A 22944-nucleotide genomic window follows, 5' to 3' on the forward strand; every position below is an offset into this window, starting at 1 on the left:
CACTCTCTACTGCATGTTTCCTTATATCGACATCGATTTAAGGAAAAAGACACGCAGCAACTCAAAATGCTACAGCGACCTTTGCGCGTCTGATGAGGCGCGCGGCGCTGTAGTTTGGCTCGCTCTATAAAGCGTGGTCCCGGGCCGAGCAAGCGGCACACCACCCCTTCCGCAGAAAACTTGCGTGAGCCTCAGGGCGCGCCTGTTTCGCACCCACGAAACTTGCGCTAGAACCGGCCCATGAATCAGATGAACCGGACTGAACAGAAACTCGCCGAGCTGAACCAGCCAAAACCCTGGTCCGGTGTCAACGCCTATCGCTCCGATCCTCTCGTCGTCGATATCACGTCGAGCATGCCGAAGACGTTGCGCGACGAATTCGATGTGCTCGGACGGTACGTCACCTCGCCGGAAGCGCAGGAACTGGCGCGCATGGCCAATGAGGGCGTGCCGAAACTGAAGACCCACGGACCTCGCGGCGAGCGTCTCGATGTCGTCGACTTCCATCCGGCCTGGCATGCGCTGATGCGCCGGTCGATGACGACGGGTCTGCATTCGTCCGCATGGGAGAACCTGGCTGACGAAAGAGGCCGCTCGCACAAGGCGAGGGCGATCCGCTTCTATCTGACGGCACAGCTTGAATGCGGCCATCTCTGCCCGCTGACGATGACGAGCGCGTCGGTTGCGGCCATCACCGCGTCTCCGGCAGTCCAGAAGGAATGGGCGCCGAAGATCCTCTCGCGCAAATATGACTCCTCCAACCGCCCATGGATGCAGAAGACTGCCGTTACCATCGGCATGGGCATGACGGAGAAGCAGGGCGGGACCGACGTGCGCGCAAACACTTCGACAGCCGAGCGCGTCGGGGAGGGCATCTACCGTCTGAACGGCCACAAGTGGTTCATGTCGGCGCCGATGAGCGATGCTTTCGTGATGCTCGCGCAGACGCGTGACGGGCTCGGCTGCTTCTTGGTGCCGAGGCTGCTCGAGGACGGTTCCGCCAACGGACTGCGCTTCCAGCGTCTGAAGGACAAGCTTGGCAATCGCTCCAATGCTTCGTCGGAGGTGGAGTTTTCCGACACGTTCGGCTTCGTCCTTGGAACGCCCGACGCCGGCATCCGCACCATCCTCGACATGGTGACATTGACACGGCTCGACTGTGCGCTTGCTTCGGCGGGCATGATGCGGGCTTCGCTCGCCGAAGCCGTGCACCATACCCGCGGCCGCAAGGTTTTTGGAAAGGCGCTGGTCAGCCAGCCGATGATGACGCGTGTTCTGGCCGACATGGCGCTCGACGTCGCCGCGGCGAGCGCACTGTCGTTCCGTCTTGCCGATGCCTTCGACAAGGCCCACGGCAGCGCCGAGGATGCCGCCTATGCCCGCATCATGACGCCGGTCGCGAAATACTGGTGCTGCAAGATCGCGCCCGCCCTGATCTACGAGGCGATGGAATGTCTCGGCGGCAACGGCTACGTCGAGGAGCGGGCACTCGCCCGGCACTATCGCGAGGCGCCGGTCAATGCCATTTGGGAGGGATCCGGCAACGTCATGGCGCTTGACGTTCTGCGCGTGCTCGGGCGCCGCAAGGAATTGTTCGAACAGCTCTTCGGTGTCTTCAACCGTGATCTCGGTCCCGCCGGCCGAAAGACGATCGATGTCCTTCGCGCCGCCATGTCGCTCTGCGAGCGCGACGAAGGTGCAGCCCGCATGCTGGTCGAACAGCTTGCGCTTGCCGCTGCTGCCGCCGAACTTTATCGGCTCGGTGCCGGGCGCATCGCCGACGCCTTCCTCGAGTCGCGTCTCGCGGCGGGTTGGCGCTCCACTTACGGCATGCTCGATTCGCGCTTCGATTCGGGCTATGTGCTCGATCTGCTCTATCCGGCCGCGACGTAACCGGTGGCCGAAAGGACGAGCGGTATCGTAAAGAAGGATAACGCCGTCTGAACCGTCGCGACCGCGGCATAGAGTTCTGCATCTCCCCCCATTTGCTTGGCGAGAAGATAGCCGTTCATGGCTGTCGGAACGGCCGCTCCCAGCGCTATCACCAGCAGCGCATCGCCGCGGATGCCGAGCAGCGCACTGGCTCCGACCATGAAAGCCGGCATGACGATTAGCTTGAGCGCGACCGCCAGTATTGCGGCGCTGCTCGGCCTCAATGCGTCGGCGATCTTGAGACCGGCACCAACCATGATCAGGCCGAGACTAAGTGAGGCCGTCGCCAGCATGTCGATCGCCGTCATCACCGGTGCATAGAGTTCGATGCCGGTGATGTTGAACAATATCCCAAGCGCCGACGAAATGATCAAAGGATTGGTGATGATCTTTACGAAGAAGAAACCGAGACCGCGACCGCCGCCGCCGAACCAGACGAGCACGGCGACATTGTAGAAATTGATCGGGATGATGATCAGTGTCATCACCAGCGCGGTCAGGCTGAGACCGATCGCACCGTAGAGCTTTTGCGCCACGGCCAGCGCAATGAAGGCATTCCAACGCGTAGCGGTCTGAAAGATCGAGGTGAAGGCGGCGCCGGAGATCTGCCGGCTGCGCAGGAGTGGCCAGCTCAGAAGGAGTGCGGCCGACATCGCTGTAACGCTGCCGATGGTCGCAATCGCCGTTGCGTCTGCCTTCATTCCGGTGAAGTCCGCCTCGGCCAAGGTCGAGAAAAGCAGCGCGGGGAAAAGAAGATAGTACCCGAACTGCTCGAGCCCGATCCACAGCCCCTGATCGATAAGCTTCGACCGTCGAAGCCAGACTCCAAGAAGCACGAGCAGGAAGATGGGCAGAATGCTCTCGAAGATCACGGTCATGACGGGTCCATGCACAGGGGAGGACCTACGCATAGTTCGCACCATGGCCAGTCGCAAGCCGAACTTCGCTTGTGAATATTAACCTTAACAAATGGTTTACGTTGCAGGCGCGTGCCCAAGGGTGGAGATTGGGGCAGGAAATCGAGAACGGAGCGGTTCGATGAGAACTGGTTTGTTGATCATCATGATGATTTTTTTTGCCGGCCTGGCGCTCGACATCGGGGTGCTTGCGGCCGCTCTTCTGGCGTTCGTGCTGGTCGAGAGAGCGCTCTATCCGCTGCTCCGCCGGCGGATCCCGGAAAGGGCGAACGCATGAAGTGGCTCCTGATCTTTTGGGGTGCCCCGGTTACACTGCTGACCGGCTGGTATGGTCTTTCCTATTACGACATGAGCTTCGGCGTCTTCATGTTGACGCGTCAGGCGCATGACCTGGTTTTCGCGATCTATGGCCACGTGCTCGGAATTCCGCCCGAAACCATTCCGCCGCTCGTCGCGCGGGCAATGGTGGTGGATAGCGCCATCGTATTTGCGCTGGTCGCGCTCAGGAAACGCCGTGAGATCCTTGCCTGGTGCCGACGTCGTTTCGGCACGCGCGGCGCCGCTCAATCGCGGGAGGCGTTTGCGAGCGACGCTAACCTGTCGAGCGCCCCCTGAAGAATGAAGGAAGCGGCGGCGGAGTCGATGCGCCCGGCTCGCTTCTTCCGGGATACGTCCATCTCGATCAGCACCCGCTCCGCGGCGACCGTCGAAAGCCGCTCGTCCCAGAGCACGAAGGGAATATCGGTTTTCTCTCCCATGTTTCTGACGAAGGCGCGCGTCGCCTGGCAGCGCGGCCCCTCGGTCCCGTCCATATTAACGGGCAGGCCGATGATAAAGGCAGCGACCTTTTCTTTCTCCGCCACGGAGAGAAGCGCCTGCGCATCGACGCCGAACTTGACGCGCCGGATCACGTCGCGCGGTGTCGCGAAGCGCCGTCCGAGATCGGAGACCGACAGCCCGATCTTCTTCGTGCCGAGGTCGAGCCCGGCAATCGCCTGGTTGGGCGGCAAACGCGCTGCCAGTTCTTCGATCGTAAGAATTGCCATGGGATTTCCCGATTCGATCTTTCCACTTGTGTCGTCTGATCCATATGCTGGTCCGACACATAAATCATCAACGCGGTTCGCTCTAACTCTTTAAGAACGACAACGCCGTCAGGTTCGGTTGCTCGCTCAAACTTACCGTGATCCAAGGAGAACATCATGAAGATCAAATGGCTCGGCCATTCCGCCTTCCACATCGAGACGGCGAAAGCCAAAATCCTGATCGATCCCTTCTTCACCGGAAACCCGGCGTTCCGTGAAAGCGAACGCAAGGCGGCAACTGCGGGGCTCACGCATATCCTGCTCACGCATGGCCACGGCGATCATGTCGGCGACGCCGTCGCGATTGCCAAGGAAACGGGAGCCACGGTGCTTGGCAACTTCGACCTTTGCATGTGGCTCGGGCGGCAGGGCGTGTCGAAGATGGAGCCGGGCAATACCGGCGGCACGATCCAGCTTGACGGCTTTTCCGCAACATTCGTCAATGCGGTTCATTCCTCGGCGCAGATCACCGAAGACGGCGTTTCCCATTCGCTCGGCAGCGCCGGCGGCCTCGTGCTCCACTTCGAGGACGAACCGACGCTCTATCATATGGGCGACACAGATATTTTCTCGGATATGGCGCTGATCCACGAACTGCACGAACCGGACATCGGCATCGTGCCGATCGGCGACCGCTTCACGATGGGCGGCGCCGTGGCCGCTCTCGCGTGCCAGCGCTATTTCAAATTCAACACTGCCATCCCCTGCCACTATGGTTCGTTTCCGATCGTCGACCAGACGCCGCAGACCTTCGTCGCCGGCATGGATGGCGCCTCGACGCTGGTGGCAACGCCGGAAGTCGGTGGGATTGTCTCTCTCTAAAGAGCAATGGTGCCTGGCGCGAAGCCTGTCGGTGACATTCGCCCGTTGCACGTTGTGCAACTCGTCTTTATAGCGGGGGAAACTTTGAGATACCGGAGACGATCATGTCCGTAGACCTTGCCACCGTGAAGCGTGTCGCGCGCCTTGCCCGCATCGCCGTCAGCGAAGAGGAAGCCGCGCGGATGATGAGCGAGCTCAATGGCATTCTCGGCTTCGTCGAGCAACTGTCCGAAGTGAATGTCGACGGCGTCGAGCCGATGACTTCGGTAACGCCGATGAACATGAAGAAGCGCGCAGACACCGTCGCCGACGGCGGCAAGGCGGCTGACGTTGTCGCCAATGCACCGAATTCGGACCGCAACTTCTTCGTCGTCCCGAAAGTGGTCGAGTAAGAAACCGCGTCCCGCCCCGACGTTTCCGATTGCGAAAGCCCGATTACATCATGACCGAACTTACAAGCCTCACGATTGCCGAAGCCCGCACGAAGCTTTCCTCCAAGGAAATCACGGCGGTCGAATTGACGGATGCTTACATCGCCGCGATCGAGGCGGCCAACGACACGATCAACGCTTATGTCGCCGTGACACCGGAAAAAGCCCGCGAGATGGCGAAGGCCTCCGATGCCCGTATTGCAGCCGGCAAAGCCGGTGCCCTGGAAGGCATTCCGCTCGGCATCAAGGATCTCTTCGGTACCGAGGGCGTTCACACGCAGGCCTGTAGCCATATTCTTGACGGTTTCGAGCCGCGCTACGAATCGACCGTCACCCAGAACCTCTGGAACGACGGCGCCGTGATGCTCGGCAAGCTCAACATGGACGAGTTCGCCATGGGCTCTTCCAACGAGACGTCCTACTACGGACCGGTCAAGAACCCGTGGCGCGCCAAGGGTTCCAACCTTGACCTCGTGCCGGGCGGTTCTTCCGGCGGTTCGGCGGCTGCGGTCGCGGCCCATCTCTGCGCCGGTGCGACGGCAACGGATACCGGCGGCTCGATCCGCCAGCCGGCCGCCTTCACCGGTACTGTCGGCATCAAACCGACCTATGGCCGCTGCTCGCGCTGGGGCGTCGTCGCCTTTGCCTCCTCGCTCGACCAGGCCGGCCCGATCGCGCGCGACGTGCGCGATGCGGCGATCCTCTTGAAGTCGATGGCCAGCATCGATCCGAAGGATACGACCTCCGTCGATTTGCCCGTGCCGGATTATGAGGCGTCGATCGGCCAGTCGATCAAGGGCATGAGGATCGGCATCCCGAAGGAATACCGCGTCGACGGCATGCCGGAGGAAATCGAGGCGCTCTGGCAGCAGGGCATTGCCTGGCTGAAGGACGCCGGTGCCGAGATCGTCGACATTTCGCTGCCGCACACGAAATATGCGCTGCCGGCCTATTATATCGTCGCCCCCGCCGAGGCGTCGTCGAACCTCGCGCGCTATGACGGTGTCCGCTACGGCCTGCGCGTCGACGGCAAGGATATCATCGACATGTATGAGAGGACGCGGGCTGCCGGCTTCGGCCAGGAAGTCAAGCGCCGCATCATGATCGGGACCTATGTGCTCTCCGCCGGCTACTACGACGCCTATTATCTGCGCGCGCAGAAGGTCCGGACGCTGATCAAACGCGACTTTGAGGTCGTTTTCAATGCAGGCGTCGACGCGATCCTGACGCCCGCGACGCCGTCCTCGGCCTTCGGAATAGCGGATGAGGATCTCGCAGCCGATCCGGTGAAGATGTACTTGAACGACATCTTCACCGTTACCGTGAACATGGCCGGGCTGCCGGGAATTGCGGTGCCGGGTGGGCTTGATCGCAAGGGCCTTCCGCTAGGCCTGCAGCTCATCGGCAAGCCGTTCGAGGAGGAAACGCTGTTCAAGACGGCGCATGTCATCGAACAGGCGGCTGGCCGCTTCACACCGCCCAAATGGTGGTAAGAGGCCCAGCCGATCGCTGGCCACGCAGCGGAAGAAATGATGTAGTGGAGCGGAAAGGGACCGCTCCATGTTCATCGTCCGCCATGCCCGTCAAAGCGAAATTCGGCTTCTCGCCGCGATCGGCCTGAGGGCCTGGGAACAGGCTATTGCCGCGCTTGCCGATGCAGCAAAAATGCGCCGGCTCGCGGAACAGGCGTTCGACACCTTGGCACACCGTCCAGTTGGTCGAAGAAGGAGGGCGCGTCCGCGGTTGGGTAGCGCGCGAAGATCTCGACGGCACGATCTCCGACTTATGGATCGAACCGGAGGCTCAGGGCAGGGGCCTCGGTAGCTTTTTGCTTGCGCATATCGAGAAGCGCATCGTGGCAGACGGATTCGATACGGCAAGCGCCAGGACGCATGCGCAAAACGCCTTCGCCATTGCCTTCTTCCAGAGGTCCGGTTATCGCGTGAATTGGCTATCGACGGCCTATTCGCAGAAGCTCGATCGTGACGTCCAGTTCATCGGGCTGAGCAAACCGCTCATTTCAGACTCGATCGACGCGTTTTCTCAGAATAAATTTCAGGAAGTTTGACGCCGAGACCTGCAGCATATTTCCTTAAATCGGCGCCGCTCTAAGGAATCCCGGTTTCGAGAATGCTGCGTTTTCCACATTGCATATCTCCAAGGTCGCTTTATTCACACCTCGTTCACTGACTCCATGAAATGTTGCGGTTATGAAATTGCGTGGCGACGTGGGGGCGCTCGTTGCAGATATTTGAGATAGTATTGAACGACCGGCGTTTGTTAAGTTTTCCTTTCATCCGCTCCTGATTGCCGGCCTTGGACTGATCGTCTTCATCGCGAGCCTGCTCGGTATTTTCAGCCGACCGGTGGGGATGCTGGCTTCGATCTGGCCGGCAAACGCGATTTTGCTTGGTCTGATGCTGCGCAATCCATCGCTGGCTTCCCCGGTCGGATGGTTCTCGGCGGCAACCGGCTATGTGATGGCCGACGTCGTGACCGGCTCCGGTCTTTGGCAGGCGATCGGGCTGAATGCTGCGAACCTGGTCAGCGCCGGCCTAGGCTACAGCCTGTTCATGCGCCTTCGCGAGGAGGACCGGCGTCTGCGCCGGCCGCTCTCCGTCCTCTACATGTTCGCCGTCGCAGCAGTCGCCGGTGCTTGCGCATCCGTGGTCGGAGCCGTCGCCAGTGTGCGATTTTTCGATGAACCCGCCTGGACTGCGTATCTTTCATGGCTGACGACGGATCTGGTCAACTACACGGTGCTGGTGCCGGCCTTCCAGACTATGCCGTCCCTTGTTCGCAGATCGAGAAGGGCGGCGTTCTTAAAGCAGGGGCTGGCCCTGGCGGCACATCCGCTGCCTCTGATCCTCCTCCTGCTCTCCTGCGGTGCCGCTCTGCTCGTCGGCGGGCCGGGCGCCATAGCCTTTCCGGTTCCCGCATTGATCTGGTGCGCATTGAGCTACGGTCTCTTCGCGACCACGGCGTTGACGATGATTGTCTGTCTCTTGACGCAGATGGCGGTTGCGTCTGGCGCCTTGCGCCTTGGGGTGAGCGGCGTTGCCGAAGCGACGCTGACATCGACCCGGCTTGGGATAACGCTGCTTGCCCTCGGGCCTTTGACGGTGGCGAGTATCGACATGGCGCGCCGCAGCCTGATCGCCCGTCTTTCACATGCGGTCGACTATGACTCTCTTACGCAATGTCTGGCGCGCGGCGCCTTCATGGCGCGCGCGAGCGCCTTGATTGCCCGGCTGGAGAAGAGCAACGAGCGCGCCTTCGCAATGATGCTCGACATCGACCATTTCAAGGCCATCAACGATACTTACGGGCATGCCGTTGGCGACCGTGTCTTGCAGGTCGTGGCACGAACCATCTCCGGCACACTGCGGGCAGATGATCTCCTCGGCCGGCTGGGCGGCGAGGAGTTCGCGATCGTGCTCGCGCGCCAGTCCCTGCAAGACGCAAGCGACGTGGCAGAGCGCGTCGTGCACGCGGTCCGTTCTGCGACCGTCGATCTCACGCACGGCGGGAAGTTGAGCGTCACGGCCAGCGTCGGCGTTGCAACGCTGGCGTCGCCGAAGCTGGGGCTCTCACACCTGCTGTCGCAAGCCGACGTCGCCCTCTATGGTGCCAAGGCGGCGGGGCGGGATCGCGTCGTTGGACCGGTCTCCGCCGAGAAGGTGATACCGCCGGAAGCGATCGTCGAAACGTGAGGCCGATCCAGACGGATCCCGTCAACTCCCCGGAGATCGCAAAGTCTCCGGGGATGATCGGAGTTGGAGCACTCAGCGGTTGTTGAGTTCCGATCTGACGAGATAGAGACCGCGCTCGGTGATGCGGTAGGGCTTTCCGCCCGAGGACTTGATCGCCTTTTTTTGTTTCAGCTTGCGAAAGAGCTCGAGATCGACGCCGGGATAGACCCAGCCGTCTCGTGTGAAACAACGGATTTCGGCGATCGCCTTGCCGTCGCGGGTAATTTCAATGCGGCCGCCTTGGGCCAAATGATGAAGAATGCGCTGTTCCGCGCGCGAAATGTCCATGGTTTGAGTATTCCGGAATGGCGCTCGTGAGAACGCAGGAAAACGTTCCGCAAATCCTGGGATGAGCGGGGTTCACGTTTCCGGCCCGTGCGCGCAAGTCGTGGTGACCGCCGGCAGGGCCCTTACCGGGACTCAGACTGAAAGAACATAAAGACTCCATTCGGACGGTGATTGTTCTAAAAAATGGCCGCCCAAGCGTCAAGGAGTGACGGCGACTCTGGATCTGTGGCGGCGGTGGCGACGATGAGGCCGATATGGAAGGTGACGATGGAGAGAAGCAACGTCCGGAACGGTTCTTTGCGTGTCTTGTGCCGATGAATATGACACGCGGCGAGCGCACCGAGAGAGCCACCGGCAATGGCAAACGTCAGCAACATGCGCTCCGACACGCGCCAGGCGTTGTGCTGCGCCGCTCGTTTATCCAGCCAGAACAAACAGTAAGTGGCGAGGTTGATACTTGCGAGAACAACAAGGGTCATCATTGGCGACATAGGCGACAATAGGCACAAGGTGCCCAATGCTTCATTAAAGGCGGTCCCGACCGCGCGGTCGGTCTACCCGGGTCTCACAAGCCTTGCACCAGCGGTCCAATTGCTCTACCGAGAAACCTCGAAAATCAGGCTTCAAAGAAGAGCATGACATGAGCATCGTCGACGTCCGCACTCCCGATCCGAAACGCTTCATTCCCGGTGCCACCGGCGACTGGGAGGTCATCATCGGCATGGAAGTCCATGCCCAGGTGCTCAGCAATTCGAAGCTGTTCTCGAGTGCGTCGACGGAGTTCGGCAATGCGCCGAATGCCAATGTCTCGCTCGTCGATGCCGCGATGCCGGGCATGCTGCCGGTCATCAATGAGGAATGCGTCAAGCAGGCGGTTCGCACTGGCCTCGGCCTCAAGGCCAAGATCAACAATCGTTCCATCTTCGACCGGAAGAACTACTTCTATCCGGACCTGCCGCAGGGCTATCAAATCTCGCAGTACAAGGATCCGATCGTCGGCGAAGGCAAGATCATCATTTCGATCGGGCCGGACCGGCAGGGACAGTTCGAGGATGTCGAGATCGGTATCGAGCGTCTGCATCTGGAGCAGGATGCCGGAAAATCGATGCACGACCAGCATCCGTCGATGTCCTATGTCGATCTGAATCGCTCGGGCGTCGCGTTGATGGAAATCGTTTCGAAGCCGGATTTGCGCTCGTCGGACGAGGCGAAGGCGTATCTCACCAAGCTGCGCTCGATCGTGCGCTATCTCGGCACCTGCGACGGCAACATGGATGAAGGCTCGATGCGGGCGGACGTCAACGTTTCGGTCCGCCGCCCCGGCGAGTCTTTCGGCACGCGCTGCGAAATCAAGAACGTCAACTCGATCCGCTTCGTCGGCCAGGCGATCGAATACGAGGCACGCCGCCAGATTGCGATCCTCGAGGATGGCGGCGTCGTCGATCAGGAAACGCGGCTCTTCGACGCGAACAAGGGCGAGACGCGTTCCATGCGCTCGAAGGAGGAGGCGCATGACTATCGTTACTTCCCAGATCCGGACCTGCTGCCGCTCGAATTCGACGACGCGTTCGTCGAGGCCTTGAAGGCCGATCTTCCGGAACTGCCGGACGACAAGAAGGAGCGCTTCATCCGCGACATGGGCCTTTCGGTCTATGACGCCTCGGTTCTCGTTTCGGAGAAGGCGATCGCCGACTATTTCGAGGCGGTGGCCGCCGGACGTGACGGCAAGATGGCAGCCAACTGGGTCATCAACGACCTGTTGGGCGCCTTGAACAAAGCCGGTAAAACCATTGAAGAGACTCCGATTTCGCCCGCTCAGCTCGGCGGCATCATCGACCTCATCAAGGCCGAAACCATCTCCGGCAAGATCGCCAAGGACCTCTTCGAAATTATCTGGAACGAAGGTGGCGATCCGGCCGAGATCGTCGAGACACGCGGCATGAAGCAGGTCACCGACACCGGTGCAATCGAGAATGCCGTCGATGAAATCATTGCCGCCAATCCCGATCAGGTGGAAAAGGCCAAGGCAAAGCCTTCGCTCGCCGGCTGGTTCGTCGGCCAGGTCATGAAGGCAACTGGCGGCAAGGCGAACCCGCAGGCTGTTCAGGCGCTTGTCAAGGCCAAGCTCGGCATCGAGGAATGACCATGTTTTTCGTCCGCACGGCCAGTGAGCGCGACCTCGAAAAGGTCCGCGCCTTGCTGGCCGAGACGTGGCATGCGACCTACGACACGCTTTACGGAGCCGACAAAGTCGACGAACTCACCGCCAGATGGCATTCGATCGACGCCTTGAGAAAGCGTCTGCAGCGAAAGAATGCCGAATTCGTCGTTGCCGATAACGGCAGAGAGCTTGCCGGCATGGGCTATGCGGCAATGTCGGACTCGCTTGCGAAAACCGCCGTCCTCCACCAACTCTACGTTCTTCCGAAATATCAAGGACAGGGCATCGGCCGCGACATGTTTGCCGAACTCGAAACCTGTTTTCCGGATGCTGAGCGCATGCGCTTGGAAGTCGAGCCGCAAAACCTTCACGCACTGGGGTTCTATCGGGCGCATGGCTTTTCCGAAGTAGGAAGGACGGCGAATTGCGGAGACGAACAGTCGGGCGTTCCGGCGCTTATCCTGGAGAAGCAGCTTCCCTAGCCCTCGCGGTCAGTTTCGATGCGAATACGCGCCGGTTGTCATGAAATTGCAGCCTCCTGGTGATTGATGCGCCGCAGCGTTGATGCCACGGGAGAAACGGGAAATGACGATCGACCTCGAAATCCGCCAAGCCGAGCGCGGGGACTTGCCCGCGATCATTGCCCTTTTTGCCAACGATCGGCTCGGCGGGCACGGCGATACGACTGAACCGGAAGCCTCCGGCGACTATGTCTCGGCGTTCGAAGAGATCAGCGGGTCACCCCACCAGACCCTGTATGTGGCGATCCTCCGCGGCGAGGTGGTAGGCACGTTCCAGACGGCGCTGCTGACATCGCTTCCCGGGCGAGGCAGTTCGAGCCTCGTGATCGAGGCTGTACAGACACGCGAAGACATGCGGGGTCTCGGCATAGGCGAGCGCATGGTTCGCCACGCGGTCGCCGAGGCTCGGGAGAAGGGAGCCTCGAAAGTCCAACTGACCTCCAACATCGTGCGAGCCGATGCGCATCGATTTTACGAGCGCCTTGGTTTTGAGCGCAGTCATATCGGCTTCAAGATGCGGCTGAAATGACTGGCGGCAAAGCAGAATCACTGGACAAGGCATGAGTGGCGGGGCATAAGCGGGAGCATGATATTGATGTCCGGCTGCCTTCCCAACGGCCGGTGAAGGAAGACCCATGAAGCTTCTGCTGCAGATTTTCACTTGGTGGAACCAACAGACAATCGGTACGCGTTTTCATACCTGGCGCTTTGGCAAACGCGTGGGTGAAGACGAATTCGGCAACGTCTACTATCAGGGTGGTACGGATTCCGAAGGTCGTACGCGGCGCTGGGTGATCTACAATGGACCTGCCGAGGCTTCGGCCATCCCGCCCGGCTGGCACGGCTGGATGCATCACCGTACGGACATTTCCCCCGCCGACGAGAAATACGTAGCCCGCGAGTGGCAGAAGCCGCATCGTTCGAACCAGACGGGCACGCCGAACGCCTATCGCCCGAAAGGGTCTATCGCGGGCGTGGGCGAGCGCCCGCGCGTGACCGGCGACTACGACGCCTGGACGCCACGCTCCTGAGCCCGGTTCATCTTTACAAGATATGAGCGAACCCCTCGATCATGGCGCAGCCACATTTCGGGTTTAGCGCCTGAAGGCCGGAGCAATTCCAGGTGATACGGAAATCGGTTGCCGTCCGGAAATGCGGCAAACAGGAGTTGGCGCATGGTTCAATTGGAACGAACCGCTCCAAGCACGAATAGGAAAGCGCGGGGGAGACTGGCGTAAATGGCAGGTTTCTGTCTGCAGAACTGGATCGGCCGGGCGGCCCGTCAAGCGAGCCTTGCGCTGCTGATGGCGCTGCCGTTGATGTCCTCCACCGATATCGCGCGTGCAACGCGTCTTTCCAATCCCGTCGCGGTTTTCTCCGGTATCGACAAGATCACCGGCCGCATCACGACGTTCGACGTTTATATCGGCGAGACCGTGCAATTCGGCGCACTGCAGGTGACGCCACGCGTCTGCTACAGCCGCGACGATACGGAGGCGCCGAAGACCACGACCTTCGTGGAAGTCGAAGAGATCACGCTCGATCGCAAGATCCGGCGCATCTTCACCGGCTGGATGTTCGCTGACAGCCCGGGCCTGAATGCCGTTGAGCACCCCGTCTATGACGTCTGGCTGCAGTCCTGCAAGGCAACGTCCGACCTGCCGCCACCGGACACTGCAGCGAAGCAGTAGATTTCCGGCAACCGTCGCTATGACATACCTTGCAGCGCCGCCCGTCCTATCACACGCGCAAAGATGTCGAATTGCTGCATGGCTGACCTTGGATCGGCAAGCAATGATGCAGTAACCGAAGCCGATTTAACGAGAAGATTTATCTTGAAGCGCAAAACGCTGCAGCGCGACGCCGTTGAAGCGTGAATGACAGGCCGCCGCGTGCTGGGCAAGCGCGCAGCTAGAACGGCAAGTCAGACGAGGCCATCGCTCTCGCCAGCAGAACCTCGTACTCGGCTTTGGGCACATCGATCGCGCCGAACGATTTCAGGTGCTCGGTCGTGAACTGGGTATCGAGGAGCTGGAATCCCTTCGCCCGCAGGCGCTCGACCAGGTGGACGAGGCAGATCTTGGAGGCATCGCTGCGCAGCGAGAACATGCTCTCGCCGAAGAAGGCGGCCCCTAGCGAGACTCCATAGAGACCGCCCACAAGCGCGTTATCCTGCCAAGCTTCGACGCTGTGGGCATAACCCATCCGGTGAAGGGCCGCATAGAGCGAGCGGATCTTGTCGTTGATCCAGGTCGTGGGCCGGTCAGGCGCTGGTTTTGCGCATCCTTCGATCACCGCTTCGAAAGCGGTGTTGTAGCGAATCTCGAACGGACGCCGGCGAATTGTCTTCGCCAGGCTGCGGGAGATATGGAAGGCATCGAGCGGAATGATGCCGCGTATTTCCGGCTCGACCCAGAAGAGTTCCGGATCATCGGCCGAGTCGGCCATTGGGAAGAGGCCGATCGAATAGGCGCGCAGCAACATGTCCGGCGTTATGTCCGGTTGTTTGCTGCGCGTCCCTTTCAACTCTTTGTCCTATGCGGATGTTGTGGCCAGATGGTGCTCCAGCCAGTGGATGTCATAGTCGCCGTTGGCGATGTCCTGATTGTTGATCAGTTCCTGGAACAGCGGCAAGGTCGTCTTGATACCGTCGATGACGAATTCATCGAGTACGCGGCGAAGCCGCATCATGCACTCGACGCGCGTCCGGCCGTGGACGATCAGTTTGCCGATCAGGCTGTCGTAATAGGGCGGAATGCGATAGCCCTGATAGGCGCCGCTGTCGACACGCACGCCGAGGCCGCCCGGCGCGTGGAAATGCGTGATCGTACCCGGGGAGGGCACGAAGGTGCGTGGGTCTTCCGCATTGATGCGGCATTCGATGGCGTGGCCCGAGAAAACGATATCTTCCTGCTTGACCGAGAGACCGGCGCCCGATGCCACGCGGATCTGCTCGTGCACCAGGTCGATGCCGGTGATTGCCTCGGTGATCGGGTGCTCCACCTGCAGGCGCGTGTTCATTTCGATGAAATAGAACTCGCCGTCCTCATAGAGGAACTCGATCGTCCCGGCGCCGCGATACTTCATCTTCTTCATCGCATCGGCACAGATCTGGCCGATTTTCATGCGCTGATCGACGTTGAGGGCAGGCGAGTTGGCTTCTTCCCAGACCTTCTGGTGGCGGCGCTGCAGCGAGCAGTCGCGTTCACCGAGATGGATGGCATTGCCTTCGCCGTCGCCGACGATCTGGACTTCGATATGGCGCGGCCTGCCGAGAAACTTTTCCATATAGACGGCTTCGTTGCCGAAAGCCGCTGCCGCCTCGGCGCGCGCCGTTGCGACGGCATGCTCGAGGTCGTCTTCGGTTCTCGCGACCTTCATGCCGCGGCCACCGCCGCCGGCCGTCGCCTTGATCAGCACCGGGAAGCCGATCTTGCGGGCGACTTCAAGCGCATTCTCGGGCTTCACCTCGCCTTCGGAACCAGGCACGACCGGAATGCCAAGCGCTTCCGCCGTCTTCTTGGCAGTGATCTTGTCGCCCATGAGACGAATATGTTCGGCCGTCGGACCAATGAAGGTTATGTCGTGCGCGTCGAGGATGTCCGCGAACTTGGCGTTTTCCGAGAGGAAGCCGTAGCCCGGATGCACCGCATCGGCGCCGGTGATTTCACAGGCGGCGACGATCTGATGGATATTCAGATAGCTTTCGCGTGAAGGCGGCGGTCCAATGCAGACGCTTTCGTCCGCCAGCCGGACATGCATCGCGTCGCTGTCGGCCGTCGAATGCACGGCAACGGTTGCGATGCCGAGCTCCTTGCAGGCGCGTAGCACCCGCAGAGCGATTTCGCCGCGATTGGCAATGAGGATTTTCGAGATCATCGCCATCGTGCGTTACTCGATCACGATCAGGGGTTCGCCATATTCTACAGGGGCCGCGTCCTGAACGAGAATCTCGGTGACCTTGCCGGCGCGCGGTGCCGGAATCTGGTTCATCGTCTTCATCGCCTCGATGATCAGGATCGTCTGGCCTTCCTTGACCAGCGCGCCGACTTCGATGAACGGGCGGGCGCCCGGCGCAGGAGACAGATAGGCGGTACCGACCATCGGGGCCGTTACGGCATTCTTGGAATTACGGCCGCCTTCGGCGACCGGGGCGGCGGCGGGCTGAGCCGCGGCGACCTGGGGCGGCGCCTGATAGGTGGGCATTGCCGGCATCGACATCGCGACAGGCGTGCCATTGCGCGAAACGCGGATGCGCAGATCGTCCTGCTCCACCTCGATCTCGGTCAGATCGGTATCATTGAGGATATTGGCGAGATCGCGGATCAGCGCCTGATCGATACCCGGTTTCTTTTCAGCCATGGGAGTATGAGCCTCGTGTTCTTCTTATTTCGATTTGTCCGTCAGGTTCTTTAGCGCATGCAGCGCCAGAATGTAACTCTGCGCGCCGAACCCGCAGATCACGCCCTTGACGGCCGGTGCGATCATCGACTTGTGGCGGAATTCCTCGCGCGCATGGATGTTGGAAAGATGCAGTTCCACGACGGGAACAGCAATTGCACGAATGGCATCATGCATGGCAATCGAGGTGTGGCCGTAGGCGCCCGGGTTGATGGCGACGCCTGCGGCCTTTTCGCCGGCTTCGTGCAGCCAGTCGACCAGAGTGCCTTCGTGGTTCGATTGCCGGAAATCGACGTCGAAGCCAAGCAAGTTGCCCTCAGACTTGCACATCGCCTCGAGGTCGGCCAACGTCTGGCCGCCATAAATACCTGGCTCGCGCTTGCCGAGCGCATTCAGGTTGGGGCCGTTCAGCACAAAAATCGTCGAGGGCATAAGGGATTCCGGTCCGATGATGGAGGGTTACCTATAGACTGATGGTTTCGCGAGGAAAAGCCCCTTAGGCCCTCGCCGGATTTGTCCACAAGTGACGGTGATTTGAGAGGAACACGACCTGGGGAAGGCCGCTTGACATCTTTGTGGTGTCTCTCGGTTCAGCAGACGGTCTTGCCGCAGCTGCGCATGTTCGCCACCTTCGTCACGATCTCGTTGGCCCCGACGGCGCCGAAGACCGCTTCATTGCCGATCACATAGGATGGTGTGCCGGTGATGCCGAGCTCGTTTGCGAGCGTATAAGCCTCGCGCACGGCGGAATCGTGCGGTTCTTTTTCCATCTTCTCCCGCAGCTGTTCCTCGGTTACGCCGAGTTTCGCCGCGACGGCAATCGCCGTTTCCTCAGTCGCCCGCTCCTCGCCTCCAAGCAGAGCGCGGTGGAAGTCGCCGTATTTTTCGGGAGCGATCAGGCGGAAGGCAGCGCTGACCTTGTGCGCGGCAAGGGAGTCAGGCCCGAGGATCGGCAGTTCCTTCAGCACGAAACGGACGTTCTTGTCCGCCGTGATGATCTCATCCATGTCGGAGAGTGCACGTTTGCAGTAGCCGCAATTGTAATCATAGAACTCGACGATCGTCACGTCGCCGTCAGGATTGCCGAGGGTCACATCGTGATCGGATTGGAAGATCGCCTTCTTGTTCTTGGCGATCGCCGCCTCGGACGCTTCCTGCTGCTTGGCGCGCTGCTTGGCTGCAAGGGCTTCCTGCACCTCGAGCATGACCTCGGGGTTGGCGAGCAGATATTCCTTGATGAAGGCGCCGAACTCTTCCTTCTGTTTCGCATCGAGCGCGGCGGCCGTCTGCGGCAAGGCTACGCCCGCAACAAGCGCGAGCAGCGTCCCAGCGGCAATCATCTTCTTGAAGGTCATTCTTTCCTCGTTGTCTTTCCGTATTCTGTCTGTCGTTCATTTCGCACGGCTGCGTCAATGTGCGTATTTGAAAGACAACAATTATCCAAGGTTCGCACCCTTTTATGCGAGCATAGGGTGCGCCGCGGCGAAACGAAACGGCAAAATCGGCGGAAATGCGGCACTCTCGCACTTGTGAAGCTCGAGATGATCAGGCAAAGGGGCGCAAACTAGCCCGCTTCCACAGCGCCGCGCGTCTTGTCAGACGCGCAAATGACGCTGTAGCAATTTGAATTGCGGCATGTTTTCCTCTTTCGATTTTATGGACATGCAGCAGAGGATTTACATTGACACAGATGTCGAGACGCAGTGCCGTCGAGCCCTTTCATGCCATGGATGTGCTGGCGGAAGCCACGCGGCGGCGCGATGCTGGCCATCCGGTCATTTCGATGGCAGTGGGTCAGCCGGTCCATCCGGCCCCGAAGGCGGCGCTTGAAGCAGCAAGGTGCGCCCTTGAACACGGCCGCCTCGGCTACACTGACGCGCTTGGCACGCTGTCATTGAAGACGGCGATCGCTCGCCACTACCACAGACGTCATGGCCTTGCCTTCGATCCGCAGCGGATTGCTGTCACGACTGGCTCGTCGGCCGCCTTCAATCTCGCCTTCCTCGCGCTCTTCGATCCAGGTGATTGCGTCGCCATCGCCCGTCCGGGATATCCCGCCTATCGCAACATATTGCAGGCCCTGGGTCTTACGGTCGTTGAGGTTGAGGCAGGCAGTGAAACCGGCTTCACCTTAACGCCGGAAAGCCTCGCGCGCGTGGCCGACCGCATCGGCAAGCCACTCAAGGGCGTGCTTCTTGCAAGCCCGGCCAATCCCACCGGAACTGTGACAGGCCGGGCGGGTCTCAAGGCACTTGCGGATTATTGCAGCGCCGAGCGTATCACTTTCATTTCCGACGAGATCTATCACGGTCTGACATTCGTTGGCGAAGAGGCCACGGCGCTTGAAGTGACCGACGATGTGGTCGTGATCAACTCCTTCTCGAAATACTATTGCATGACCGGTTGGCGCATCGGCTGGATGGTGCTGCCGGAGGTGCAGGTGCGCAGCTTCGAGCGCCTGGCCCAGAGCCTTTATATTTCGCCGCCGGAGCTTTCCCAGATCGCCGCCGAGGCGGCGCTCGACGCGCATGAAGAGTTGGACGGGTACAAGGCCGCCTATGCAGCCAACCGCGAACTTTTGATGAAGCGCCTGCCGCAGATCGGCCTCTCGATCGCCTCGCCGATGGACGGGGCCTTCTACGCCTATGTCGACGTCAGCCGATTTACCAATGACAGCATGGCCTTTGCGCGCCGGATGCTGGCCGAGATCAATGTGGCGGCGACGCCCGGTTTCGACTTCGACCCTGTGGAAGGGCACCGCACAATGCGGTTCTCCTACGCTGGATCCGCAGCGGAGATGTCGGAGGCGATGGATCGCGTCTCCCGCTGGCTGGCCTGATTGACACGTCGTTTCAGGTGGTTATGGCGATTGTTGGAATCTTCGTCGCAAGCGTGCGATGTACTGTCGCTCGCGATCGCTCGGCTACGATACACCGCCTGCGGCAGCCGTAGCGGGCGGGACCAAAAAAAGCCCGGAGCGAATCCGGGCTTTTTGTTCAGTCATTCTATCTCTGGCTCAGAAGAAACCGCGACGTTGCCACCAGCCGCCCTTTTTCGGCTTCGGAGGCTCCTCGTCGTTGGTCTCCTTCTTGTTTGAGACATTCGAGGTGATGACGGGTTCGGACGCGATCGTCGCGAGGTCGCGATTAGCCCTCGTGGGCTTAGCCCCTTCGAGATCAGCGCCGGCTTCCTCGACGGCTTCTGCCACCGGATCTACAGTCTCCGACTGCGCTTCGACTGCCGTCTGGGCTGCCTCGTCAACGTCAGCGTCGACTTTCACCGCCTTCTTGCGAGTACGCTTCGGCTTGGCCGGCTTCGTTTCTTCCGACACCGTTTCCACGGATGCGGCCTCTGCCAAAACAGGCGCTTCGGCTACAGGCTCCGCCGCTTCCGCCTCTTCAGCTACGGCGTCTTCGGCTGCAGCATCTTCGTCGGCGGCCTCAGCAGCAACATCGCCAGTGGTCTCGCCTTCTACCGATTCCAGCTTGTTGCGGCGGCCGCCACGCTTGCCGCGGCGTCGACGCTTGCGCTTCTGCTCGGCATCGTCCTCCGCTGCTGCTCCTGCCTCCTGAGCGTCTTCTTCGTCCTCGGCCTCTTCAGCTTCGTCGGCCACACTTTCCAGCGTCTCGTCAGCTTCAGCGGCCACTGCTTCCGTCGCCGGACCACCGCCCTTGCCGCGCCGACGACGACGGCGCTTGCGCTTGCGGCCACCCTGTTCGTCGGCCTGCTGTGCCTTTGCGGGCTCCGGACGCTCGGCCGCGGCTTCTGCGGCTTCTTCCTCGTCCAGATCTTCCTCGATCACGACGTCGTCTTCTTCCGGTTCCGGCTCGAAGTGCAGAAGCTGTTCGATCTTGACCGGGTTCTCGACCGGCTCTCCGCGATCTATCGCGAAATGCTGCGCGCCGACATGGGCGTCGGCCTCAATGATGATCGAGACTCCGAAGCGCTGTTCGTAATCCATGATCGTACCGCGCTTCTGGTTGAGCAGGTAAAGCGCGATTTCGGGGATCGTGCGTACGGTGATGTCGTGCGTCGTGTTCTTGAGCAGATACTCCTCGATGCCGCGCAGCACATGCAGCGCGACCGAGGACTGCGAACGGACATGACCCGTGCCGTTGCAGTGCGGGCAGGTCTGCATCGTGCTTTCAAGAACCGAGGCACGGATGCGCTGGCGCGACATTTCGAGCAGGCCGAAATGCGAGATGCGGCCGACCTGAATGCGTGCTCTGTCGTTCTTCAGGCAGTCTTTGAGCTTCTTCTCGACCGCGCGGTTGTTGCGCTTCTCCTCCATGTCGATGAAGTCGATCACCACGAGGCCGGCAAGGTCGCGCAGGCGCAATTGCCGCGCCACTTCCTCGGCCGCCTCCAGGTTGGTCTGGAGGGCGGTGTCCTCGATCGAGTGCTCGCGGGTCGACCGGCCGGAGTTGACGTCGATCGAAACGAGCGCTTCCGTCTGGTTGATGATGATATAGCCGCCCGACTTGAGCGTTACCTGCGGCTGCAGCATGCGATCAAGCTGTGCCTCGATGCCGGAGCGCGAGAAGATCGGATGCACGTCGCGATAGGGCTGCACGACCTTCGCGTGGCTCGGCATCAGCATCTTCATGAAGCTCTTGGCTTCCTTGTAGCCTTCCTCGCCGGAGACGATGATCTCGCTGATGTCCTTGTTGTAGAGATCCCGGATCGAGCGCTTGATCAGGCTGCCTTCCTCGTAGACGAGGCAAGGCGCGGTCGAGTTCAACGTCAGCGTACGGACGTTTTCCCAAAGGCGCATCAGGTATTCGAAGTCGCGCTTGACCTCGACTTTGGTGCGGTTGGCGCCGGCCGTGCGCAGGATCACGCCCATGCCCTGCGGCACTTCGAGTCCGCGAGCGATTTCCTTCAGGCGCTTGCGGTCTTGGAGGTTGGTGATCTTGCGGGAAATGCCGCCGCCGCGCGCAGTGTTCGGCATCAGAACCGAGTAGCGACCCGCGAGCGAGAGATAGGTGGTGAGTGCGGCACCCTTGTTGCCGCGCTCTTCCTTGGCAACCTGGACCAGCAGGATCTGCCGGCGCTTGATCACTTCCTGAATGCGGTACTGCTTGCGGGGCCTGCGCACCTGACGGTCCGGAACTTCTTCCATCGCGTCTTCGGCGCCGACGGATTCGATGATTTCCTTCTCGCCGTCATGGGCGTCGTCGTCGTCATCATCGTCGTCGCGGCGCCGCCGCGTATCGACGTCCTCGGAAATCGAATCGGTTTCGACCATGGCGGCCATCTCGCCGCTGCCAGTCTCTTCGCCGCCGTCCTGGCTCTCCGTCGTCTCGGAAGCTTCTTCGGCGACCTTCGCCTTCGTCCGGCGGGTGCGCTTCGGCTTTGCCTTTGTCTTCGGCTTCTCCGCGACGGCTTCGACTTCCGCGGGCTCCTCGGCGGCCGCTTCGACGGCTTCGGCGAGCTCGGCCACGGTTTCCGCTTCGGCTTCGACCGGCGCGGGCTTCTGCTCGCTCGCCGTCTCGACCGGTTCGACGTCGTCGTCGCGGCGGGCCTCTTCGGCCTCCGCCTTCAAAAGCGCCTGACGATCGGCGAGGGGGATCTGGTAATAGTCCGGATGGATTTCGGCGAAAGCCAGGAACCCGTGGCGATTGCCGCCATAGTCAACGAAAGCGGCCTGGAGCGAAGGCTCCACCCTGGTCACCTTGGCCAGGTAAATATTGCCGCGGATCTGCTTCTTGTGTTCCGATTCGAAGTCGAATTCTTCTATGCGGTTCCCGCGTACGACAACGACGCGCGTCTCCTCTGCGTGAGACGCATCGATAAGCATTTTCTCTGCCATCTAAGTTGTGCTCCTCGGCGCGAGGGTGCAACGGCAGACAGACCTGCTTCCTTGGGAAGGCCGTCAGACACGTCGAAAACTGCGCCGGATGTGAAAGGTCCTGTTTGGTGCAGGTGAAGGTGCAGCAGCCAGACGGCAGCCGGAACGTTCACGTCCCGGGGCCTCTTTACTTCTGACCGATACTGCTGAGTCACATCAAAGACCAAACAAGAATGCCAATGTCCTGGACCTCGAAGGCGAGGCCCGATGAATGCGCCCGCTTGCGGGCATCTGGTGAAAATCACCATCAAGAACTCCGGCCACCGCCGGAAATTTGCGATCCAGTATACGGGGAGGAAATGCAGCGACGGCGGATGAACACCTGCGGCCGCGTAAGGCATGATACGGTTGTAACCGGCATTTCCGGCTCGATCATTCCTGGCGCCAAGCTCTGGAAAAGCTCCGGCTGCCCGGCCGACGATTCTATCCCGTCAACACTTTCTCCTTGTGACGCTTTTATGGTTTCTATGTCACATTGGCAAGGGAAAAGCCTTTGACGCCACAATATTGATCGATTCGCTTGCCCCGGTGAAATTGATCGGTAAGGAAGCCGTTCGCGCCAGCGAGTCGCGTTGTCATGCCGCCATCATGAGGATTATCAAGGTTTGGTTAACCATGAGGGTTCATTGGTTGAGGGGATAGCGGTCTTGCCGGAGGGCGGACCGCCGATATCCGACGGAATTTGTGGGGAGCCCAGGGTGATGCCTTCGGCGAAACGTTTGCGTTCTTTGCGATCTGTGACGTCGTGGTGTCGTTCTCTGCGAGTGATCGCCTTTGCATTTG

At 60.5% G+C, this 22944-nt stretch carries 24 protein-coding genes; 14 read left to right on the forward strand and 10 right to left on the reverse strand.

Annotated features, from left to right (window positions below; all coding sequences use genetic code 11):
• Positions 1-240 precede the first annotated feature (240 nt).
• On the forward strand, positions 241-1893 hold the full coding sequence (locus ILFOPFJJ_RS21200) for an acyl-CoA dehydrogenase family protein (RefSeq protein WP_173512565.1): 1653 nt from the start codon (positions 241-243) through the stop codon (positions 1891-1893).
• Here the strand turns inward: ILFOPFJJ_RS21200 and ILFOPFJJ_RS21205 are convergent.
• Positions 1875-2810, reverse strand: a complete 936-nt coding sequence (locus tag ILFOPFJJ_RS21205) for an AEC family transporter (RefSeq protein WP_173512566.1) — start codon at positions 2808-2810, stop codon at positions 1875-1877. The two genes, ILFOPFJJ_RS21200 and ILFOPFJJ_RS21205, sit on opposite strands and share 19 nt — an antisense overlap.
• Positions 2811-2970: 160 nt before the next feature.
• Between ILFOPFJJ_RS21205 and ILFOPFJJ_RS21210 the strand changes: the two genes are divergently transcribed.
• The gene (locus ILFOPFJJ_RS21210; RefSeq protein WP_173512567.1) at positions 2971-3126 is read left to right on the forward strand and encodes a hypothetical protein; all 156 of its coding nucleotides are present in this window, start codon (positions 2971-2973) and stop codon (positions 3124-3126) included.
• Positions 3123-3464: a DUF6105 family protein gene (locus ILFOPFJJ_RS21215; RefSeq protein ID WP_173512568.1), complete on the forward strand. Its 342-nt coding sequence runs from the start codon at positions 3123-3125 to the stop codon at positions 3462-3464. The genes ILFOPFJJ_RS21210 and ILFOPFJJ_RS21215 overlap by 4 nt, the downstream gene beginning before the upstream one ends.
• Here the strand turns inward: ILFOPFJJ_RS21215 and ruvX are convergent.
• Positions 3413-3895 (reverse strand): Holliday junction resolvase RuvX, encoded by a 483-nt coding sequence (gene ruvX, locus ILFOPFJJ_RS21220; protein WP_173512569.1) that lies wholly within the window; start codon positions 3893-3895, stop codon positions 3413-3415. The genes ILFOPFJJ_RS21215 and ruvX overlap by 52 nt on opposite strands.
• Before the next feature lie 156 nt (positions 3896-4051).
• On the opposite strand from ruvX, the gene ILFOPFJJ_RS21225 reads away from it, so the two are divergent.
• The 5 genes from ILFOPFJJ_RS21225 (at position 4052) to ILFOPFJJ_RS21245 (ending at position 8900) form a co-directional block, all read left to right on the forward strand.
• Entirely contained in the window at positions 4052-4756 is a 705-nt protein-coding gene (locus ILFOPFJJ_RS21225; protein WP_173512570.1) for a metal-dependent hydrolase, read from the forward strand.
• Between the two features lie 104 nt (positions 4757-4860).
• Entirely contained in the window at positions 4861-5148 is a 288-nt protein-coding gene (gene gatC, locus ILFOPFJJ_RS21230) for an Asp-tRNA(Asn)/Glu-tRNA(Gln) amidotransferase subunit GatC (protein WP_173512571.1), read from the forward strand.
• Positions 5149-5198: 50 nt separating this feature from the next.
• Positions 5199-6680 carry an Asp-tRNA(Asn)/Glu-tRNA(Gln) amidotransferase subunit GatA gene (gatA, locus tag ILFOPFJJ_RS21235; RefSeq protein WP_173512572.1) on the forward strand — a complete coding sequence of 494 codons (1482 nt, stop codon included), beginning with the start codon at positions 5199-5201 and terminating at the stop codon, positions 6678-6680.
• A 161-nt stretch (positions 6681-6841) separates the two neighbouring features.
• A complete protein-coding gene (locus ILFOPFJJ_RS21240) occupies positions 6842-7255 on the forward strand; it encodes a GNAT family N-acetyltransferase (protein ID WP_376741439.1) in 414 nt (137 codons plus the stop codon).
• 304 nt (positions 7256-7559) lie between these two features.
• A complete protein-coding gene (locus tag ILFOPFJJ_RS21245; protein WP_173512573.1) occupies positions 7560-8900 on the forward strand; it encodes a GGDEF domain-containing protein in 1341 nt (446 codons plus the stop codon).
• A gap of 72 nt (positions 8901-8972) precedes the next feature.
• Here the strand turns inward: ILFOPFJJ_RS21245 and ILFOPFJJ_RS21250 are convergent, their stop codons facing one another.
• Entirely contained in the window at positions 8973-9227 is a 255-nt protein-coding gene (locus tag ILFOPFJJ_RS21250) for a YjhX family toxin (protein WP_173512574.1), read from the reverse strand.
• A 176-nt stretch (positions 9228-9403) separates the two neighbouring features.
• Positions 9404-9706: a DUF1294 domain-containing protein gene (locus tag ILFOPFJJ_RS21255; protein ID WP_173512575.1), complete on the reverse strand. Its 303-nt coding sequence runs from the start codon at positions 9704-9706 to the stop codon at positions 9404-9406.
• Between the two features lie 161 nt (positions 9707-9867).
• On the opposite strand from ILFOPFJJ_RS21255, the gene gatB reads away from it, so the two are divergent.
• The 5 genes from gatB to ILFOPFJJ_RS21280 all read left to right on the forward strand — a co-directional run bounded on the left by gatB (position 9868) and on the right by ILFOPFJJ_RS21280 (position 13600).
• The gene (gatB, locus tag ILFOPFJJ_RS21260) at positions 9868-11370 is read left to right on the forward strand and encodes an Asp-tRNA(Asn)/Glu-tRNA(Gln) amidotransferase subunit GatB (RefSeq protein WP_173512576.1); all 1503 of its coding nucleotides are present in this window, start codon (positions 9868-9870) and stop codon (positions 11368-11370) included.
• A 2-nt stretch (positions 11371-11372) separates the two neighbouring features.
• Complete coding sequence (locus tag ILFOPFJJ_RS21265) at positions 11373-11870, forward strand: GNAT family N-acetyltransferase (RefSeq protein ID WP_173512577.1); 498 nt, start codon at positions 11373-11375, stop codon at positions 11868-11870.
• A 103-nt stretch (positions 11871-11973) separates the two neighbouring features.
• A complete protein-coding gene (locus tag ILFOPFJJ_RS21270; RefSeq protein WP_173512578.1) occupies positions 11974-12438 on the forward strand; it encodes a GNAT family N-acetyltransferase in 465 nt (154 codons plus the stop codon).
• Between the two features lie 106 nt (positions 12439-12544).
• The gene (locus ILFOPFJJ_RS21275) at positions 12545-12940 is read left to right on the forward strand and encodes an NADH:ubiquinone oxidoreductase subunit NDUFA12 (RefSeq protein WP_173512579.1); all 396 of its coding nucleotides are present in this window, start codon (positions 12545-12547) and stop codon (positions 12938-12940) included.
• A gap of 207 nt (positions 12941-13147) precedes the next feature.
• A complete protein-coding gene (locus ILFOPFJJ_RS21280; RefSeq protein ID WP_173512580.1) occupies positions 13148-13600 on the forward strand; it encodes a DUF2155 domain-containing protein in 453 nt (150 codons plus the stop codon).
• 220 nt (positions 13601-13820) lie between these two features.
• Here ILFOPFJJ_RS21280 and aat read toward each other — a convergent pair whose 3' ends face one another.
• From aat to ILFOPFJJ_RS21305, 5 genes are all read right to left on the reverse strand, one after another.
• Complete coding sequence (gene aat / locus ILFOPFJJ_RS21285; protein ID WP_173512581.1) at positions 13821-14435, reverse strand: leucyl/phenylalanyl-tRNA--protein transferase; 615 nt, start codon at positions 14433-14435, stop codon at positions 13821-13823.
• Positions 14436-14444: 9 nt separating this feature from the next.
• Entirely contained in the window at positions 14445-15788 is a 1344-nt protein-coding gene (accC, locus tag ILFOPFJJ_RS21290) for an acetyl-CoA carboxylase biotin carboxylase subunit (RefSeq protein WP_173513312.1), read from the reverse strand.
• A 12-nt stretch (positions 15789-15800) separates the two neighbouring features.
• Positions 15801-16271 carry an acetyl-CoA carboxylase biotin carboxyl carrier protein gene (accB, locus tag ILFOPFJJ_RS21295; RefSeq protein ID WP_173512582.1) on the reverse strand — a complete coding sequence of 157 codons (471 nt, stop codon included), beginning with the start codon at positions 16269-16271 and terminating at the stop codon, positions 15801-15803.
• Positions 16272-16295: 24 nt separating this feature from the next.
• Complete coding sequence (gene aroQ / locus ILFOPFJJ_RS21300; protein ID WP_173512583.1) at positions 16296-16742, reverse strand: type II 3-dehydroquinate dehydratase; 447 nt, start codon at positions 16740-16742, stop codon at positions 16296-16298.
• A 158-nt stretch (positions 16743-16900) separates the two neighbouring features.
• Positions 16901-17665 (reverse strand): DsbA family protein, encoded by a 765-nt coding sequence (locus ILFOPFJJ_RS21305; RefSeq protein WP_173512584.1) that lies wholly within the window; start codon positions 17663-17665, stop codon positions 16901-16903.
• 335 nt (positions 17666-18000) lie between these two features.
• Here ILFOPFJJ_RS21305 and ILFOPFJJ_RS21310 point away from each other — a divergent pair, with 335 nt between their 5' ends.
• Positions 18001-19149: a pyridoxal phosphate-dependent aminotransferase gene (locus ILFOPFJJ_RS21310; RefSeq protein WP_376741440.1), complete on the forward strand. Its 1149-nt coding sequence runs from the start codon at positions 18001-18003 to the stop codon at positions 19147-19149.
• Positions 19150-19326: 177 nt separating this feature from the next.
• Here ILFOPFJJ_RS21310 and ILFOPFJJ_RS21315 read toward each other — a convergent pair whose 3' ends face one another.
• Positions 19327-22122 carry an Rne/Rng family ribonuclease gene (locus tag ILFOPFJJ_RS21315; RefSeq protein ID WP_173512586.1) on the reverse strand — a complete coding sequence of 932 codons (2796 nt, stop codon included), beginning with the start codon at positions 22120-22122 and terminating at the stop codon, positions 19327-19329.
• Positions 22123-22944: the final 822 nt, after the last annotated feature.

The sequence above is a fragment of the Sinorhizobium psoraleae genome, from assembly GCF_013283645.1.
GTDB lineage: Bacteria > Pseudomonadota > Alphaproteobacteria > Rhizobiales > Rhizobiaceae > Sinorhizobium > Sinorhizobium psoraleae.